This window comes from Streptomyces sp. NPDC096324 (assembly GCF_044763015.1).
Lineage (GTDB): Bacteria > Actinomycetota > Actinomycetes > Streptomycetales > Streptomycetaceae > Streptomyces.
In genome coordinates, this window is record NZ_JBIWFK010000010.1 from 191,275 (window position 1) to 209,083 (window position 17,809).

The following is a 17,809-nucleotide window of genomic DNA, read 5'->3' on the forward strand; positions in this document are numbered from 1 at the left end:
AACCGGCATGGCACGCATCCTTGTTGTCTCCAACGAGAGTGGCATGGGGCTAGGCGGAGTGCCCGTGTTCAACAAGCTCATCACCGAGGGGCTCGCGGAGAACCAGGCCCACAAAGTTGACCTGCTCTATGTGACGGACAACCCGCAGGACCACGGAGCCGCGACCGTTCACAAGGTTCCCCCGGTGGCGGGCGAGGACAAGATGGACACGATCCTCAAAGCGGCCCAGCAGGATCCACGGGATTTCGGCCTTCCGGCCGCGGGAGAGGGCCAGTACGACATCGTCATCGGGCACAGCCGGTTTTCCGGACCCGCGGCGTCCGCCATGCAGTCCGCCTGGTATCCGGACGCCGTGCACATGAACTTTCTCCACACCTCGCCCGAGAAGCTGGAGCAGGCCAAGATCACCGATCCGAACGACCCGGCCATGGTTCAGATGCGGACGGACGCGGGCCAGGCCAAGGTGAAGATCGAGAAGGACATTCTCAGGAAGGCCCGCGTCGGTGTCGGTGTCGGCGGAGCACTGACCGAGGACGTCCAGCGGATTCAGGCGATGAACACGGAGGCCAAGAGCTGGCACGATCTCGTGCCCGGTGGCGAAACGGTCAAGACCTTCAGTCCGCCCTCGCCGAAGGAACAGTTCAACGTTCTGCTGATGGGGCGCATGGATGATCCCATGAAGGGGGGCAGCGACGCCCTGGCAGCGGTGAAGCACCTCAACGACAACGGCAAGAAGGTGCATCTCACCATCCGCGGCGCGAATCCGGAGAAGCTCCAGGAAACGCAAGCCAAGGCGGACAGCCAGGCCGGCGGACCGGGAAGGGTCACCGTCAAGCCCTTCACCAAGGAAAAGCAGGACCTGGTCAACGACATGCACGCCAACCACGTGGTGATCATGCCGTCCAAGACCGAGGGCTTCGGCCTGGTGGCCACCGAGGCCGCCGCGCACTGCATTCCGATCCTGGTGAACCGGGACAGTGGCGCGGCCAAGTTCCTCCAGGACCCCGCGCGCGGTGCGGCCCACCTGGGCAAGGACAGTGTGGTCATGACGCCCGAGGATGCCTCGCAGCGCCACATCGCCTGGGCGGACGCCATCGGGAACGTCGCGGACAACTGGTCGGAGCGCAAAATCGGCGCCCGCGAACTGCACAACGTTCTGAAGGACTACACCTGGGAGAACGCCGGGACGGCACTGGTCCAAGCGGGCATGGAGGCCAAGGACGGCAACGTGCGAGGAACGAAGCAACTGCGGGGCGGTCAGCTGCAGTTCGTATCCGGTGCCGCGAGCCTCACCTCTCCGAACGCCACCACGGGGCAGTCGGGGAACCATCAGCCACCTGCCGCCCCCGTGCAGGGATCCCCCAAACCCACCGCCAAACCGTCGGTGCTCTGAGCGGACCGGCCCGACGAGCGTGCGGGCAGGACCGGTACGGCCGACGCGGAGCGGTCCGGGTACGCGGAGCGGTAGCGGCCCCTGGGCGTACCGGTTTGATGCCCGGGCGTACCCGGCCCGATGCCCGGCAGTCGAAGGGGATCCGACCGTTCGCCGGGTTCCGGACCACGTCTGGTGCGTGGCGGCCAGAGCCTCGGTTCACGCCCCGGCCCAGATCCGTCCCGAACCCACGGCGTCACACACGTCCTGAAGAGGTCCAGCGCCCGAAATGAGGGAGGCGGCCCCGTGAAGGAGCCGCCTCCCCGCGTTCGGCGTGATCAGCAGGGGAATGTGCCGCTGTAGAGCGCGTGTCCGTAGGAGGAGGTTCCGGAGCCGAAGCCGTAGATGCCGTCGTCGCTCCAGACCGCCTCGCGGAAGCCGCTGACGCAGGTCGACGTCGGGGCGAGCGCGAAGCCCTCCAGGTTGTCGGCCGGCATGACAGCCGGGTTCGTGTAGGTCACGTCCGGCACGATCGCGCCGGAGGCGTTGACCTTCATGAAGGTGTGGGTCTCACCGCAGGTGTTGTCGCAGGTCGCGACGAGGCGCTGGGTGCCGGCGTCGTACGTCACGTCCATCACGGAGGCCTTGCCCGTGGCGATGGTGCCGAACGTGGTGAACGTACCGTCGGAGTTCAGACCGTAGACGTGCAGCGAGCCGTCCCACTCCAGGCCGGCGAAGAACAGGCCCGACCCGTGCAGCGGGTAGTTCGCCGGGTTGTAGGCGGCGCCGGTGAGCGGGTTGACCCAGCCGTTCGCGGTCAGCCAGCTGTCCGGCACGTAGCCGACGCCCTCGAAACCGAGGTTGGCGTCGTCCTTGCTGCCGGTGTTGAGCTGCGGGAACTGCGAGGTCATGTCCCACTGGTGGACCGGGGTGAGCGTCGATCCGGTCGCGGCCGGGTCGAACTCCAGGATCGTGTCCTTGGGAACCGTGTTGTTGGTGTTGTCGCGCTCGGACGTCACGTAGAGGTGGCCGTTGCCGCCGACGGTCAGGCCCTCGGAGTCCGGCTCGCCGGAGCCGCTCGCGAAGCGGATCTGCTTGCCGGTCGCGCTCCAGGTCGCGTCCGGGATCCACTTGCCGTTGCTCTTGACCAGCTTGTACAGCCAGTTCTTGTTCTTGGCGGCCCACAGCACGGACGGGTTCGCCGGGTCGAAGGCCAGGCCGCTCACATCCCGGCCTTCCGGGCCGGTGGACGTGGTGAACGCGCAGACGTTGTCCACGATCGTGACGTCCAGCCCACCCGGCCACGCCGCGGTGCCCGTCGGGGTGGAACCCGTGCCGGAAGGCGCTTCGGGCGCGCACCCACTGGTGAGCGAGCCGCCGCCGCCCAGGAGTTGGCCGGTCTGCGAACCGCCACCACCACCGGAGCTGCCCGAGCAGGAGTTCGCGCTGCCGAGCGTCGCGGTCGCGGCGGTCTGGAACCAGCCGGTGCCATTGGCGCAGCGCTCGTCCGACGGCTTGGCGGCGTTGGTGGTCCAGGTCAGCGAGTCGATGGTGTTGCCGCTGCTGTCGACGAGGAAGACCGAGTCGTTGTCGCCCAGCCCGATGGTGGAGTTGAACGTGACGTAGCCGCCGGCGGGGATGCTGCTCGCGCTCGGCGAGGACGAGGAGATCGTCACCGCGGAGTGGGAGGTGTCGGCGTCGACGTACTTCCACGAGCCGACGCTGACCGCGCTCGTTCCGCCGTTGTACAGCTCCACGGTGTCGGAGCCGTCCGAGGTGACCTCGTTGATCCGTACCCGGCTCGCCGCCGGGATCGACGACGGGCAGCCCGAGGCGTTCGCGGTGCCGAAAGTGGCCGCCGAGGTCGCGGTCACCCAGGCTCCGGTGCCGTCGCCGCCGCAACGCGCCATCGCCGGCTTCGCCTTGTCGGTCGCCCACTCGACGCGGTCGACGACCGTGCCGCCGGACGTGTAGATCACCACCTTGTCCGCGTCACCCAGTCCCTTGGGCGAGTTGAAGGTGACGAAGCCGCCCGCCGGGACGGACGTGGCGGACGGGCTGAACGACTGCTGCGAGAAGCTGTCGTCGGACATCTTCCAGCCACTGATGCTCACCGCGGTCGAGCCGGAGTTGTACAGCTCCACCGTGTCGTTGTTCGACGAGGTGACTTCGTTGATCCGAACGTTCTGATAGCCGACCGGGTCGGCGGCGGCCGCGGGCTGAGCGGCCAGCAATCCGGTGACGAGGAATCCTGAGAGTGTCAGGGACACGGCGCACACAGAGGCGACGCCGGCACGCGAAGGTGAGGTAGGCACGAGGGGGAACTCTGGCCAGACGATCTTGAAACGGCGTGTACTCCGGCTGAACGGCAACTTCTGGCCAACGGAACGTCAGACATACGCCCCCGCCGGTCGACTCGGCATCGTGCTCTCTGGGCTCGCTGTGGCCCAACAACCCCGTTCGCCCCACGCAGTGGAAGACGTGCGGCACGTCAGTCCGATTCGCAACCGGCGGCCGCGGACAGGTCGCGAGCTTCACGGAGACTCTCGCCTGCTGTCGAGTTCACGCCGACTACCAAGTGTCCGATCGCTCGGTCGGTCAGCGCTCGGATCAAGCGGCGGGGGCCGCTGTTCGGACGTGCGGCGACAAGCCGGCGTTCGAGGGCCACACTTTCATCCAGGGCCGGGACGGCCTTCGCCATGAATGACCGCGGACCTCAGTCGAACGCGACCGATTCGCGGATGGTGCTGCGGCGCAGCAGCGTGCCGGGCTCCGCCAATTGCGTGGGATCGAGTTCGGAGGCGTCCCCTGCCAGGGAGATCGCGCCGTCGATGGCTTCGCGTCCCGCGCGATAGGCCTGCCGGACGCTGAAGGCCCACCAGTCGAAGCTCACGCCGAGTACCGGTTGGAGTGCCCGCGGATCCGGGCCGACGCCGATCGGGGTGGTCCGTTCGCCGCTGGCACGTTCGTCCCGGGCACCGGATCGGGCGAACGACGCGGCCTGGACGGCCTGGCGGAATCCGAAATTCCCGAGGTCGTCCTCGGGCGGAAGCAGGTCGCAGGCGGCGATGGCCTCGTCCAGGAGTTCTCCGGCTTCCCGCGGATGCCCCGGGTCGGCGAACCGGGTGGAAACCCCGGCGAGCCAGATCACCAGTCCTTCCAGGTGCCGTGAATCGGCTTCGGCCATGCGGCGGTTGAGCCGCACGGCCTCGCGGTCGACCTCCAGGCTCGCGTCGGTCTGTCCGGCCAGATCAAGATAGATCGCCAGATCGAGGAGCGCCCAGACGAAACCGTAGGACGAGGGGCAGCCCCCACGGCCCTCCATCGCGCGGTACATGTCGACCACTTCGCGTTGAACCGCCACGGCACGCTCGAACCCATCGCACGTGCGAGGTGTTCCACGGAACCGTCGGCGAGCAGGTCGCGGTAGATCGCCGCGGCTTCCGCGAAATACGGAAGGCGCACCGACGGCCGCTCACGATGGCTTCGCCACCCGAACGTCAGCAGCCGCCGCGCCCCAGCGCCCCGAGAGACGGGCCGCGCACGGCGACCTCATCAGGAACGTGAACGCCTCCGCCCTGGGAGCCAGTCGGCGCTGAGTAAGGATCGGCCGGATTCGTAGCTGACAGCGGGATTCTCGATCGCGTTACGTGTCATGTCTCCGTCGATTCATACATGGCCGTCACCGTCCAGACGGAGAGTCACCCCCACGATGGAGGAACCTTGACCGGTTCGATGAACCGCCGTAGACCCGCGCTGCGTCCACTCGCACTGCGTACCGGGCTGCTCGGCGTGCTGAGTCTGTCCCTCGCGTTCGGCGCCGGCGGAGTCGGAGGCGCCGCCGCCTCGGCCGCCGACACGAACTCGCTCCAGTTGTCCGGCACCACCACGTCCGGAATCCACAACACGTACGACCCCAGCTCGTTCACCTACCTCGCGCAGGGCCTCGACACGGGTACCTCGATGATCGAGCTGGACGTCTGGGACGACTTCTTCACCCAGGAGTGGAAGGTCAGTCACAGCAGCCTGACCAGCAACAGCAACAACTGCGTCAACGCCTCCTCGGCCGCCGACCTCTACACCGGCGGCGCCAACAAGGACCTGGAGACCTGCCTGGACGACGTCCGCGTGTGGCTCGGCGCGCACCCCGGCCACGGGCCACTGATCATCAAGCTGGAGATGAAGGCCGGCTTCCAGGCCAACCTCGGGATGAGCCCGGCCAAGCTGGACAAGTCGATCACCGCGCACCTGGGCAGCCTGGTCTACAAGCCGAACGACCTGCTGAACAAGCCCGGCGGTGGCCAGTACGCCACCCTGGACGAGGCCGCCAAGGCCGGGAACTGGCCGACCCGGGCGCAGTTGGCGGGCAAGGTGCTGCTGGAGATCATCCCCGGCACGGTCGAGGAGAACAACCCGACCGACACGCTGTGGACGGACAAGGAGTACGCGACGTACCTGCGAAACCTGCACACCGCCGGCACCACCGCGCAGGCGAACATCTTCCCCTCGGTGCACAACGCCGCCTCGGGCGACCCGCGCACCCGCTACTCCGACACGACCCTGCGCCCCTGGTTCGTGTCGTTCGACGGTGACGCGGCCGGTTACATCAACAACGGCATCGACACGAGTTGGTACGACACCAACCACTACCTGCTGTTCATGACGGACTCGCAGAATGTGTCGCCGGCTCTCGACGACGTCAGCCCGTCGGCGTCCGACGCGTCGGCCCGCGTCGCCCTGCTGGCCAAGGCGCATGCCACGGTCGCGTCGAACGACTGGCGAGGCCTGCCGGACGTGCAGTCACTGGTCCTGCCCCGCGGCTGAGCCCCCGCTGTTCGGCGGTACCGCCGCTGAATCGCTCCACCGTTCAACCCGCCGGGTGCCGCGGTCGGCCTGAAACTCCGACCGGGGCACCCGGCCGCTGTCACTCGATCCACCGGGCGGCAGCCTCGTAGGTGGTGGCCGGGCCGCTGTTGAACGCGATGGCCGCATCGGGTGCGTGGCGCCGAATCAAGTTGACCACCTGCTCGAGGAGTTCAACCTGATCGTCCGAGTGCCGCAGGCCGCCGCCGACGGTGACGCACTCCCACGCATGGGCTCGCAGCGCGTTCACGACGACCGTCTCCACGTCGTCACGTCCGTCCAGGCCGATCAGGCAGGTCTCCACGCCCACACCATGTTCGGCGAACCTGGCCAGTCCCGCCTCGATCGCCTCGACCACCGGCTCGGGATCCCACGGCCCGGGCACCCGGCGGGGATCGAGCCCGATGACGAGGACGCGTGGTGAGGCAGTGGTGTCCATGTGCGGACCATAGCGTCGTCGGATCCGTGGAGCAGTTCCCGACCGGATCTCCTTCAGCCGGGCCGACTCAGCCGTGCAAAGTGAGGACCACCTCGTCGATCTCCTCGCCCCGTCCGTTCGCGAAGCCCCTATCATTGCCGGTGACCACGAATCCGCACTTCTCCAGGACCCGGATGGAACCCGCGTTGTCCGCTGCCGCGCGGGCGTACACCGGGCGCGTGTCCGCGATGGCGAGCAGCTCGCGCAGCGCGGCGGTCGCGGCTCCTCGGCCCCAGTACTGTCGCCCGATCCAGTAGGTGACCTCGCGTTCCTCGGGCGGGCCGTAGACGGCCACGTGCCCGACGACCTCACCGCTTTCGCCGACGACCGTGCGATTGATGACGGCTGGATCTTGGCGGATCCGTGCCCAGTGAGAATGAAAATACTCACTGTCCGACGGGTCCTTGGCAGTGAACGCCGCCATCCGGATTCCCTCGGCATCGTTCATGTGAGTGAAGAACACCGGCAGGTCGGTGTCTCTCACCTCTCGCAGCACTACGTCCATCGGAGCCTCCCGGCTGGTGATCGTGAGCGGTCGGTTGCGTCGCGATGAGCCCGTTCGATCCTTTCAGGCGCTCCCTGCCGCCGAGGGCGTTTCACCACTTCGGCCGGACCATGCCGAGGGCGTCCGACGAGGGAGTGAAGGCCGCCGTGCGGCGATGGACCGGCGGGACGGGTTCACCCGGAAGGAGGCAGGTTCCACGCGGTCGCCCGGCCCGTGATTCCGGCCGGGCGGCCGCGTCGTTCCGTGCCGACGGGCGCGCACACAGCATGACCGTTAGGTTTTCCCTGTCCGTTATGCACCTCATGGCGCGCTGACCCGAGGAGTCCCGCGATGACCGCGTTCCCGACCGACCTGTCCCCCCTGAGCGGCCGCTACACCATCGACGCCGCGCACAGCCGTATCGGCTTCGTCGCACGGCACGCGATGGTCACCAAGGTCCGCGGCGCGTTCTCCGAGTTCGAGGGCAGCGCGTCCTTCGACGGCGCCGACCCGTCCAGGTCGGGGGGCAAGGTGACCATCGAGGCCAAAAGCGTCGACACCCGCAACGCCGATCGCGACAAGCATCTGCGCAGCAACGACTTCCTCAACATGGACGAGTACCCGCAGATCACGTTCGTCTCCACGGCCGTCCACCGCAGCGGCGACAGCAGTTTCGACGTCACCGGCGATCTCACCATCAAGGACGTCACCAAGTCGGTGACCATCCCCTTCATCTACGAGGGCACCGCCACCGACCCGTTCGGCAATGTTCGCGTCGGCCTGGAAGGCTCGCTCACCATCAACCGCAAGGACTACGGCGTCATCTGGAACGCGGCGCTGGAGACCGGCGGTGTCCTGGTGAGCGAGAAGATCCAGCTCGAGTTCGAGATCTCCGCGATCAAGGACGCCTGACAGGGCTCGTCGCCGGGCGGGCGGGGCTCGCCACGCCCATCAGGCCGCTCCACCCCGGTGATCACGCCGTAGCGCTCGACGGGGAGTGAGCGTGATCCCGATGACGAACGACTCGTCCGGCACCAGGTGACCGGCCTCGCGAGCGACTCAGCTCCCGCCACGACAGCGCGAAGTCGCTTCCTGTCGATGCTGGTACCAGCACGCGTCGATCTCACGTCCGTCACCCAGGGTGAACCGTGCCGGTCCTGGCGCAGGGGTGAAGCCCGCTGCCGTGAGTGCACCTCGAGACGCACTGTTCGTCGGCTCCGCGCCCGCTCGTACGACCTTGAGGCCGAGATGGCGGTGACCGAACTGGACGGCCGAGCGGAACAGCTCGGCACCCAGTCCCTGCCGGCGGAAGTCCGGAGCCAGCCAGCCACCGATCTCGCCGGAGCGCAGGTCCACGCTCGTCGCGCCCGCGTATCTGCCGTCGGCCACATGCACGGCGGTCAGCGCGAAGAAACCATCGGAGCGCTTCTCCAGCTTCCTCATCATCTTGAAGCGATCGCGGGGCGCGAACCCTGACAGGTCGTCATCCGCACGCATGGACAAGAACAACTCTCGGGTTTCTTCGTGCCGCACAAGCTCGTCAGGCCTGGACCCCAGCCAGCGCTGCGCCTCGGCGTCGGAGCCGGCCGCCGCGGGAGCCATCAAATCCAGGGCGATGAGCGGCGTGTAGAGCAGCAGCCGCTCGCTGCGCACCACGTGCCTGCCCGCACCGCACTTACCGCGCACACGTGGATAAATCGATTCCGCGGGCCGACGGAACAGTGCCTGCCACATCGTGCCCCTCCGGGTAAGAAGACTGCTGAAGTGCTGTTCCAGCACCGCGCGATGGCCGAATATAGCTTGTCTCCGCAGACACCCGTGAGCCTGGGTGATGACGCCGGCACGCGGTTGACGATCGGCTCCCGACGACACTCCGGCAGACCTGACCGAGCGCCGCGCCGCGCCGCGCCGGGAGCCTGATGAGACAGGCGGCGATGTCGTTCGCGCCCTCTCAGCCGGCCGAGGTGTTCCGTGTCGCCTCGCGTGCCTCGGTGAGGGCTCGCTGTCTGAGGTTGCCGCCGAACAACTGAATCGTGGTGGCGGCCAAGATGTCATCGCTGCCGATGGTCCGCCCGTCCCCTCTGCGGGCGGACAGGGACCGGAGGGAATCCTTGAGGAACGGGGGTGGGCCCGGTTCGCCCGACATCACGGGGGTGACCGTACCGAAGCGTTTGACCCCGCCCTCGCGGACGACCATGGCCGCGTCCCGGGCGAGGTCCGTCAGGAACACGCTCGCGATGCCGTCCAGGTCGCGGACCATCACCGGGACGGCCGTCGCCCCCATGCTCCGCAGCAGCTTCTTGACCCCGGCCTCGAACCTGTGGGCGCCGACCACAGCACTCGGTTTGCGCGACCTGCTTCGCTTGGGGGACGGCACGATGACACCCTCGGCGTCGTACAGGACACCGGTCAGGCCTTGGAACGTCGGGCTGTGGCCGTACCACTTGTCCCCCACCTCGAGCTCGACGTTCCGGTCGATCGCCGAGAGAAGGTCCCCGGGAATCAGCTTCCTCCGGGACTCCGCCGCCGCCGCCGCTCTCCTCGCGCCATCGATGATCTCCGTCAGCACGGTCCGCGTCACCGAAGCGGCGGCCCACGCGGCCGACCGAGAGACGTGCATCGGGGTCACGTCCCTGAACACCGCTTTGACGAGAGAAGGCTTGAACGGCGAGACATCCATGACCGAGGCGGTCTTCGGACCGCTGCGCTCAGGGCGTACGGGCTGTGCGGTCATCGGAAGAAACGCTCCCTGCCGTCGAGTTGTCACAGGCCCACACTTCACCACGCGGACCCGCGCTCCTCCTCATCCTCCGTCGAAGCGGCACCGGTCGAGAGCCCGACGAGCACATCCCGACGGCCGGGCCGAACGTGCGGGAAGACGATGGAGTGCCGGCAACTCGCTTCGGCAGTCGGGCTGGAGCCGGCCCTGGCGAAGGTCGAACTCGCCAGGGCAGGGTCGATCGCACCGGTCTGGGAGTATTGCGGTCACCTGCTTGGGGCCGTGTCACAGCCATCTCGTAGGCTTCCGGCCATGAACGAGGGTGATTCCGGCAGACGGGTCATTGAGGGGCGCTTCGAGCTTGAGGCGCGGCTCGGTGGCGGTGGCATGGGCACGGTGTGGCGTGCACGCGATCTGGTCCTCGACCGGGCCGTGGCGCTCAAGGAGGTACGGCCTCCCGATCCGGGTCTCGCCGAGTACGACCCGCAGGGCGCGGCGATGCTCCGGGCCCGAGTACTGCGCGAGGCACGGGCGCTGGCCCGCGTCGATCACCCCAATGTGGTGACCATCCACCACGTGGTGGACGGCGGGGAGTACGTCTACCCGTGGCTCGTCATGGAACTGGTGACCGGCGGATCGTTTCAGGACCGGCTCGAGAAGGGGCCGTTGTCGCCCGCCGACGCCGCCCGGCTGGGTCGCGAGGTGCTGGCCGCGCTACGCGCCGCGCACGATGCAGGCATCCAGCACCGGGACGTGAAACCCGCCAACGTGCTGATGAGACCCGATGGACGTCCCGTCCTCACCGACTTCGGCATCGCGACCATCAGGGACTCGAGCGCCTTGACCGCGACCGGGTCGATCATCGGCACACCCGACTACATGGCACCCGAGCGTATCTCCGGCGGCGAGGGCGGCCCCGGCTCCGACCTGTGGTCGCTGGCGATGATGCTGTACGTCGCCGTCGAGGGACATCACCCGCTGCGCAGGGGAACCACCCTCGCCACGCTGGCGGCCATGCTGAGCGAGCAGCTTCCGCCACCCGCCCGAGCCGGAGTTCTGACCGGGTTCCTGAACGCCGTGCTCGTCAAGAACCCCGCCGACCGGGCGGACGTGACGACCGCGGACCGGCTGCTCGCGGAGGCGATCGAGGCGAGCGGCACGGTTTCCAGTGCTCCTGCCGGGGCGGACGGGGCCACGTCGTACTGGCTGGCGCCCCCGCCGGGTCCAACAACCGCGCCCTCCACGCCGGTTGGGTCCGGACCGCCCGCCGGCTTCGGACCAGCTGCGGGCTTCGGACCGTCCACCGGCTTCGGGCCCGCTTCGGGCTTCGGCCCGGCGACTCCGTACCCGGCGGGCCCCACACGACCGACGACGGCACAGCCGGGCAACCGTGCGAAGAGCCGAATCGCGATCGCCTCGTCCGTCGTCGGGGCCGTGCTGGCGGGTGTTCTGGTGTGGACCCTGCTGCCCGACGGGGGCGACAAGGACAGCGGAAAGCCAGCCGATTCAGCCGGCGGGACCTCCTCGGCCAGGACGACGGACCCCACGCACACACCGTCCCGCGCGACGCCGAAGCCCCAGGCCGACGCGAAGACGGATCTGCTCACCCCGGCCGGCATCCGGACGGCGGTGAAGGAGATCAAGGCCGCGACCGGCACGGACCGCGCATGCGACCTCACGGTCTATCCGACGTATGTGTCCGCGGAGATCATGGTCAAGGGCAGCGACACCAAGTACGACAGCTACACCTACCGCCTGGGCCAGGGCGTCGAGAAGGGCATCATCAGCAGCGCGATCATCGGCGGCGAACGCCCCTTCAGTCTCGACAGCTTCGACTGGGACGTCCTTCCCGCCCTGCTGGAGCGGGCGAAGAAGGACCTGAACGTACAGCGGCCGACCATGCGCTACGTCCTGGTCCGCCCTGCCGACGACACGTTCGACACCCCGCTGGGACTGGCTGTCTATCTCGCCGACGACCACGTCACCGGCTATCTGGATGCCGACCTGAAGGGCAAGGTGACCCGGGTGATGCCTGCCCAGGACTGAGCGATCCGCCGGCACCGCCCGCGCCCTCGACCCGTCATGGATCGCTGATCTCGAAGAACTCGGCATACGGTCAGGTACTCCCCCGCGTTGGTGGAATCGACCTGGTGTGGACGACCGGCGCGCTGCGGTGACGGCCGTCATTCCGAGTGGACGGCGTTCGGGACCGTCCATGGATCGCCCCGCCCGTGCCCGCTAGTCGGAGGAAGCCGGCTCCTTCTGTTCCGTCGGCTCCGTAGGGTCCGTCCAGTCCGTCCGGAGGCGCCGTTCCTCCTCCCGTTGGGCGGCCACGTCGGGGATGACGGCGACAGCCTCGGCAAAGCGCGTCTGTCCGATCAGCAGTTCGGCCAGGTCGGTCGCGGCCTGCTTGCCGGACAGCCGGCGCAGGCGGGCGATGGCCTGCTCGACGCAGCCGTCCTGAGCGAGCAGCCAGGCGATGGTCAGTTCGCGGTCGTCGACCTCGCCGGTCGGCAGTGCCTCGATCTCCTCGATCGCTTCCCGGGCGCGTCCGGCCTCTCCCATCAGCCACCACCGGTTGGACCGGAGCCAGTACGCCTCGTTCTCCGCGAGGAACTCGGGGCTGCGTCCTTCCGTGAGTGCAATGGCCTTGTCGTGTAGGCCCTGGTCGGCAAGCACGATCAGGGTCGATTGGAGAAGGTTTCCGTCATAGAGGTCGTCGAACGTGTGCTCCACCGCCGCGATGGCCTCGTCGAAGCGCCCCTGGCGCATGAGCAGTCCCATCAGCACGCTGTCGTACCAGCCCGGATACTTCGCGGCGATGAGGTCGCGCAGGTACGCCTCCGCTTCTCCGGCTCGGCCCAGGTCCTCCAAGGCCTTGACGTACGGAGCCGCTGCGGTGGACGTCTCGGTACCGGTGGCGAGGTCGCGCAGTTCCTCGATGCGGCCGTTCCGGGCCAGCAGCTCCGTATAGAACTCGACGTTGTTCTCCGGCCCGTACCGGCGTGCGGCCACGTCCGCGCCGAGCAGCCGGATCGCCTCGTCCACGCGGCCGGACCGCTCCAGGACCCGGGCCTGGCCGGCCAGGACGTCCCACAGGTCACGGACACCGCGCTGCTCAGGGTCACGCCGGAACTCCTCGGCGATCGGGGTGAGTACCTCCAGCACCCGCTCGTCGCGTCCTTGCCCGTCGGTCATCTCCACCAGGCCCAGCAGCACCCGCCTGTCACGCAGATACGGGACGAGCACGCCGATCGCGTCGTCCACCCGGCCGGCCCGGACCAGCGCCGCGGCGTAGTCCCGCCACGCGTCACCGCCCTCCTGCCCCCGCCGGCCCGGGTCCGCCAGTTCCAGCGCCTGCTCGACGCGGTTCCACCGCAGAAGGACATCGGCCCCGGCCCGTACCGCCGGCTGCCAGCCCGACGCCGCGAACGGCTCCATGACCGCCCAGGCGCGCCCGAACTCCCCTACCGTGCACAGCCCCCGTACCGCACCCACAGCGCAGAACCAGTCCTCGCGCTCGCGTGCGGCCTCCACCAGCGTCTCGAGACCGCCACGTTCCAAGATCTCGTCCACAAGCCGCGGCAGGACACCACCGAGATGGCTCAACTGCCACTGAAGATCATCGACATTCACGGGGGCACCCTAAGCCCGCCTGAAGGACGCCCTGGCCGTCGAAGGCAAGTGGTCGGGGATGCCGACGGGTCTACTACTTTAAGTATCCGTTGGCATACTCATTGTGACTATGCTGCTGAGTAGTGCCGATCTCGCGGCGCTGCGCGGACGAGCCGGTGTTTTCGGTTGCTCCGTGACAGATGCAAGGAGCCAAGCGCATGAATCCTGTCGTCGACGTCTGGGGTCCGGTCTCTCCCAAGGTCCGTTCCTCGTTTCCTCCCGCGCCGGAGCCGCACGACGAGTGGCCCCTCGACGGGGGAACGGCCTGGGTCTACTACAGCCCGCTGAACCGCAGACAGCTCATCAGGCCGGTCATCCTCTCCGACGGCTTCTCCAGCGGCTCGAGCGACCTCGACCAGCTCTGGCACGGCCTGGAGGAGAACGGCGACTTCCGCTTCATCTCCGAACTCCACGCGACCGGCCGGGACGTGGTCATCCTCGGCTACAACGACCGGACCGCATCGATCACGTCGAACGCCGACACCGCCATCGACTGCATCCGCCGGGCCGTCGCCGAGCGGGTGGGCCGGGCGAAGCTGGTCGTGGGCGGGTTCAGCATGGGCGGACTGATCACCCGCTACGCGCTGGCCAAGATGGAACAGGACCCCTCGCTTCCCGACCACGAGACGTCCCTCTACCTCTCCTACGACACCCCCCACCAGGGCGCATGGTTCCCCATCGCTCTTCAGGCCTTCACGCACTTCGCGACGGACAAGTGGGGGGAGGCTCCCGTCGTGGGCCCTGTGCTGCGCCAGTTCTCGGGGCTGCTCAACAGCCCGGCAGCGAAGGAGATGGCGCGCTGGCACATCGAAAAGGCCGGCAGCACCCCGCAGCAGGCGCCCGAGCGGATGGCGTTCCTCACCGCGCTCGACGACATCGGCGGATGGCCCCGCGGCGTCCGCAAGATCGGGGTCGCCAACGGGGTGGACAGCGGCACCGGCAACGGCGTCAAGGCCGGCGCGACCGCAGTGAAGTGTCAGGGGAACACGCTGAACGACACGTGGCTCAAGACCCAGGCCGAGGGTGATCAGGTCGTCGCGCGCCTGCAGAAGACGAGTGAGGAGCCGGTATCGGTGCGCACCAGCGGGCTGCCCGCCATCGACGGAGCGCCCGGGGGCCTGTTCACCGTGCCGTCCCCGGACGGCGACACCGGCAGCTTCGGCCTGGCCGCCCTCCTCATGACCGTTCTCGGCAACACCGTGAACCCGGACGTCATCACCACGTCCTGCTTCATCCCCAGCATCAGCGCCCTCGCCGTCGGCGACATCGACGACCCGAAGCGGCTCTACCAGCCGATCACACCGGACAACAGCGCACTCGACGCTTTCCAGTGCGCCGGCCGCAACGAAGGGCACACCACCATGACCGAAGAACTCGGCGCATGGATCGTGAACGAAATCGTCGCCGGCTGACGACCAACCAGGGTGGGCGCAAGCCACCGGCGAACCCGCCCACCCACAGCACGGCGACGTCGGTTCGGGTCAGGCGCCGGCCACAGGGTTGGCCCGCACAACCAGCGGCGCGCAGAAACGCTCCCTGACAACGGCCCGCGCACCACTTGAACTCTGCGCCAGACACCGGCCCACAAAGTCACGCGGCGCTCGCCTCGGCCGGCAGTCGTCGTCGCCGGGGGTCTGCTCAGTGGGCAACTGGGCGCCCTCGATCTCGGCGACGACCGCGTCGAGGCAGGTAACCGGCTCTCTCTCCCCCCGATCACTCCTAGTCTCCGGAGAAGCCGAAGATTCCCAGGTGAGTCGGCCTGTCGTCGGAGTGGAGGACGACGTAGTAGCCGGTCCATCGCATCTGGCACTCCCCGAGAAGGCTCCGCTCGTGCTCTTCATGGCTCGCAGCCTCATTGGCGGCGGCAGCGAGTTCTTCGTACTGCTCGACCGTCGGGCGGTCGGTGCCGAAGTGGTGCACCACGCGGCTGAGTGCCAACGGGCGCAGGGTGCCGTAGTCAGCAATCCCGGACCGCGTAGGCGGGGCATCCGCGGCAACAACCCTGTCGATGTCGAGGATCGTATGGGTGCCTTCTGTGCCCATGAACTCCTCGTCCGCGTACAGGTCCCGCAGGCTTCGGTAGCGGGTGCCGTCGCCGTACTCCTCCTGAAACACCCTGGCCCGCAAAGTCCCCAATGCCACCTCAACATCGCCGTCGTACCTGATGACGTAGTCCCAGCCGCTGGCACCCACTGAGCCACCCTCCCTGAAGATCGTGAATGGCCGAACGGTAACGGCGGGGACTGACAACGCCGGGGCATGGCGCCGGGAGAACCCGCAACACGGGCGTACTCGCCGATCGTGCCTACTCTTCCCGCGCGATCCGCGGACGCATGTGGCGAGGACACACCGGAGGCCGCCCGCCAGGATTCGGCCCTGAAACGTACAGGCAGCACATAACCCCCGATGTGCGGGGGAAGTGCCGCATCGTTTCCGGGCCCCTGGGTGCCACGGGGGTGGGCGAACTCCGTCCGCCCCCTCCCCCTCCCCCCCCGCCCCTCGGCGTCAGTCGGTCCGGTCGTTGAGCCCTTCGCGCACGAGCCAGTACGGGTAGCCGAACCGCTCACCGAGGGCTACGAACCTGTCGTACGTCACCCCGTCGGCCGGCACCGGCACGAAGTAGGTCTTCACCGGCCATGCCCTGAAGGGCTTTGTCAGTGGTGGTCGAGATCGTCCGGCGGAAGACGTCGGCGCCATGGGCCTCGGCCAGGTGGGCCTGTACCCCACCGGTCGATGGGGCCGGTGGTGTTATGCACCGGCCCGCACCTCTCGTCACCGTCGTACGGATCAGAACTGCTGCACGAAATAGGGTTCGACGGTCATCCAACCGTTGCCGCGAGCACCGTAGCGGGTGCCGTTGTCGCTGCTGGCCAGGGTGTACCAGGAGTCGACGTAGTCGGGATCGTCCGTCCACCAGTCGTTCGGGATGGCGTCCAGGATGGCGTTCACCAGGGGGATGTAGGTGCCCTGGTCGGTGATGGTGAGCAGGGCGGTGGCGATGGCCTTGGCCAGGTCACGGTAGTTGGTGCTGCCGTCCTCTTCCATCATCACGGCATCGGCCAGGTTGTACTTGTAGTTCGACCAGTTGACCAGGATCTGGCCGGGCCGATAGACCGTGCCGTCATTGTCGAGGTAGGGCATGTCGACGGGATCGACACGTACGGCGCCGTCCTGTCCGAAGCCGGTGACCAGCGTGTAGATCTCGGCGTCGCCCTTGATCCAGGGCTCTTCGTCGTCGGAGAGTTCCACCGCGCTGATGCGGGTGGTCCAGAAGCCCCCGGCAGCGGCCGCCTGGGCCTGCGGTTTCCTGGTGGCGTCCGCCTTCGGTGCCGGTGCCGGCGTGGCGGAGTCCAGGCCGTAGTGGCGCAGTTGTCTGTTCAGGACACTCAGGCCGGCGGCCAGGGCCTTGGAGCCGTCGATGTCCACGACGTACACGGGACGGGCGGGTGCGTGGCGGGCGTCGAGTGCGTGAGCCCGGCCCCGGACGTCGTAGGCGACGATCGTGGTGGCGTGATCATCGGTGGTGGCGGGGGCCACCCAGGGCAGCTTTCCGGCGGACAGGGCGCCGCACATCGCGTGGTCCCCCAGGCGCAGCCGGAGCAGCGAACCGATGCCGGCGTCAAGGCCCTTGGCGGCGGCGATCTTGTGATCCGCCGCGGTCAGCGTGGACTTCAGATCCTTGTCGGCGCGGTCGGCCAGAGCGGTGACGGGCACCTCGTCGGCGGTCAGGGCGGCGTGCTGGACGCGGGCACGCCAGGCGGAGTCGGAAAGGGAGCGGGCTATGGCACGCGCTGCCTGGTCCTGTGCCGCGGCGACCGTGGGGGCGGCGGGCGGAGCGGCGGCGGCTGCGGGCAGGGCGGCAACGGTCTGGCCGACGGACAGGCCGAGTAAGGACACCAGGACGGCGACGGTGCCACGGCGGCGCGCTTCACGAGGTCTCACTGGGCGATCCTCCGGGAGGGTGTGCGGATGGACGCGCTGGCAGGTGGAGCATCAAAAGCGTGAATCTATGCGAGTAGATTCACGGAAAGCATGGCGGGTTCATGACACTTTGGACAAGAGGTGCGCACCACGGAAAACCAGGTGACCCAGATCGCTCTCCACCACGTCAGTGGAACGTGCTTGAGAGAGCGAAGCCCCGCACGGGACGAGGCGGGGCGGGATGGGGTGGGGCGGAGTGGGCCGGATCCCGATCGCCTTCGTCGACCCGGATCGCGG

At 68.2% G+C, this 17,809-nt stretch carries 15 protein-coding genes and 1 pseudogene; 6 read left to right on the forward strand and 10 right to left on the reverse strand.

Annotation, left to right across the window (positions count from 1 at the left end):
• Positions 1 to 7 precede the first annotated feature (7 nt).
• The gene (locus tag ACIQ7M_RS27915; protein ID WP_403649413.1) at positions 8 to 1,393 is read left to right on the forward strand and encodes a glycosyltransferase family 4 protein; all 1,386 of its coding nucleotides are present in this window, start codon (positions 8 to 10) and stop codon (positions 1,391 to 1,393) included.
• 317 nt (positions 1,394 to 1,710) lie between these two features.
• On the opposite strand, the gene ACIQ7M_RS27920 is transcribed toward ACIQ7M_RS27915, so the two are convergent.
• Both ACIQ7M_RS27920 and ACIQ7M_RS27925 read right to left on the reverse strand, forming a co-directional pair.
• On the reverse strand, positions 1,711 to 3,642 hold the full coding sequence (locus ACIQ7M_RS27920; protein ID WP_403649416.1) for a lamin tail domain-containing protein: 1,932 nt from the start codon (positions 3,640 to 3,642) through the stop codon (positions 1,711 to 1,713).
• A 446-nt stretch (positions 3,643 to 4,088) separates the two neighbouring features.
• The gene (locus tag ACIQ7M_RS27925) at positions 4,089 to 4,736 is read right to left on the reverse strand and encodes a hypothetical protein (protein ID WP_403649419.1); all 648 of its coding nucleotides are present in this window, start codon (positions 4,734 to 4,736) and stop codon (positions 4,089 to 4,091) included.
• A 371-nt stretch (positions 4,737 to 5,107) separates the two neighbouring features.
• Between ACIQ7M_RS27925 and ACIQ7M_RS27930 the strand changes: the two genes are divergently transcribed.
• Positions 5,108 to 6,196 (forward strand): phosphatidylinositol-specific phospholipase C domain-containing protein, encoded by a 1,089-nt coding sequence (locus ACIQ7M_RS27930; RefSeq protein WP_403649422.1) that lies wholly within the window; start codon positions 5,108 to 5,110, stop codon positions 6,194 to 6,196.
• 100 nt (positions 6,197 to 6,296) lie between these two features.
• On the opposite strand, the gene ACIQ7M_RS27935 is transcribed toward ACIQ7M_RS27930, so the two are convergent.
• The gene (locus ACIQ7M_RS27935; RefSeq protein WP_403649425.1) at positions 6,297 to 6,674 is read right to left on the reverse strand and encodes a hypothetical protein; all 378 of its coding nucleotides are present in this window, start codon (positions 6,672 to 6,674) and stop codon (positions 6,297 to 6,299) included.
• A 67-nt stretch (positions 6,675 to 6,741) separates the two neighbouring features.
• Entirely contained in the window at positions 6,742 to 7,218 is a 477-nt protein-coding gene (locus ACIQ7M_RS27940; protein WP_386978277.1) for a GNAT family N-acetyltransferase, read from the reverse strand.
• A gap of 330 nt (positions 7,219 to 7,548) precedes the next feature.
• Between ACIQ7M_RS27940 and ACIQ7M_RS27945 the strand changes: the two genes are divergently transcribed.
• Positions 7,549 to 8,109 carry a YceI family protein gene (locus ACIQ7M_RS27945; protein ID WP_386978280.1) on the forward strand — a complete coding sequence of 187 codons (561 nt, stop codon included), beginning with the start codon at positions 7,549 to 7,551 and terminating at the stop codon, positions 8,107 to 8,109.
• A 147-nt stretch (positions 8,110 to 8,256) separates the two neighbouring features.
• On the opposite strand, the gene ACIQ7M_RS27950 is transcribed toward ACIQ7M_RS27945, so the two are convergent.
• The gene (locus ACIQ7M_RS27950; protein ID WP_403649428.1) at positions 8,257 to 8,976 is read right to left on the reverse strand and encodes a GNAT family N-acetyltransferase; all 720 of its coding nucleotides are present in this window, start codon (positions 8,974 to 8,976) and stop codon (positions 8,257 to 8,259) included.
• Positions 8,977 to 9,148: 172 nt separating this feature from the next.
• Positions 9,149 to 9,931: a hypothetical protein gene (locus ACIQ7M_RS27955; protein ID WP_403649431.1), complete on the reverse strand. Its 783-nt coding sequence runs from the start codon at positions 9,929 to 9,931 to the stop codon at positions 9,149 to 9,151.
• A 297-nt stretch (positions 9,932 to 10,228) separates the two neighbouring features.
• Here ACIQ7M_RS27955 and ACIQ7M_RS27960 point away from each other — a divergent pair, with 297 nt between their 5' ends.
• Positions 10,229 to 11,962 carry a serine/threonine-protein kinase gene (locus tag ACIQ7M_RS27960; protein ID WP_403649434.1) on the forward strand — a complete coding sequence of 578 codons (1,734 nt, stop codon included), beginning with the start codon at positions 10,229 to 10,231 and terminating at the stop codon, positions 11,960 to 11,962.
• Positions 11,963 to 12,154: 192 nt separating this feature from the next.
• Here ACIQ7M_RS27960 and ACIQ7M_RS27965 read toward each other — a convergent pair whose 3' ends face one another.
• A complete protein-coding gene (locus ACIQ7M_RS27965; protein WP_403649437.1) occupies positions 12,155 to 13,552 on the reverse strand; it encodes a hypothetical protein in 1,398 nt (465 codons plus the stop codon).
• A gap of 197 nt (positions 13,553 to 13,749) precedes the next feature.
• On the opposite strand from ACIQ7M_RS27965, the gene ACIQ7M_RS27970 reads away from it, so the two are divergent.
• Positions 13,750 to 15,003 carry a lipase family alpha/beta hydrolase gene (locus ACIQ7M_RS27970; RefSeq protein ID WP_403649440.1) on the forward strand — a complete coding sequence of 418 codons (1,254 nt, stop codon included), beginning with the start codon at positions 13,750 to 13,752 and terminating at the stop codon, positions 15,001 to 15,003.
• A gap of 307 nt (positions 15,004 to 15,310) precedes the next feature.
• On the opposite strand, the gene ACIQ7M_RS27975 is transcribed toward ACIQ7M_RS27970, so the two are convergent.
• A complete protein-coding gene (locus tag ACIQ7M_RS27975; protein WP_403649444.1) occupies positions 15,311 to 15,784 on the reverse strand; it encodes a hypothetical protein in 474 nt (157 codons plus the stop codon).
• A gap of 62 nt (positions 15,785 to 15,846) precedes the next feature.
• Here ACIQ7M_RS27975 and ACIQ7M_RS27980 point away from each other — a divergent pair.
• Positions 15,847 to 15,993 (forward strand): annotated as a pseudogene (locus tag ACIQ7M_RS27980) (IS5/IS1182 family transposase); the annotation flags it as partial.
• A 103-nt stretch (positions 15,994 to 16,096) separates the two neighbouring features.
• Here the strand turns inward: ACIQ7M_RS27980 and ACIQ7M_RS27985 are convergent.
• Together ACIQ7M_RS27985 and ACIQ7M_RS27990 are read right to left on the reverse strand one after the other, a co-directional pair.
• Positions 16,097 to 16,222, reverse strand: coding sequence for a hypothetical protein (locus ACIQ7M_RS27985; protein WP_403649447.1), 126 nt, complete (start codon positions 16,220 to 16,222; stop codon positions 16,097 to 16,099).
• 156 nt (positions 16,223 to 16,378) lie between these two features.
• A complete protein-coding gene (locus ACIQ7M_RS27990; protein ID WP_403649450.1) occupies positions 16,379 to 17,533 on the reverse strand; it encodes a DUF3103 family protein in 1,155 nt (384 codons plus the stop codon).
• Positions 17,534 to 17,809 lie beyond the last annotated feature (276 nt).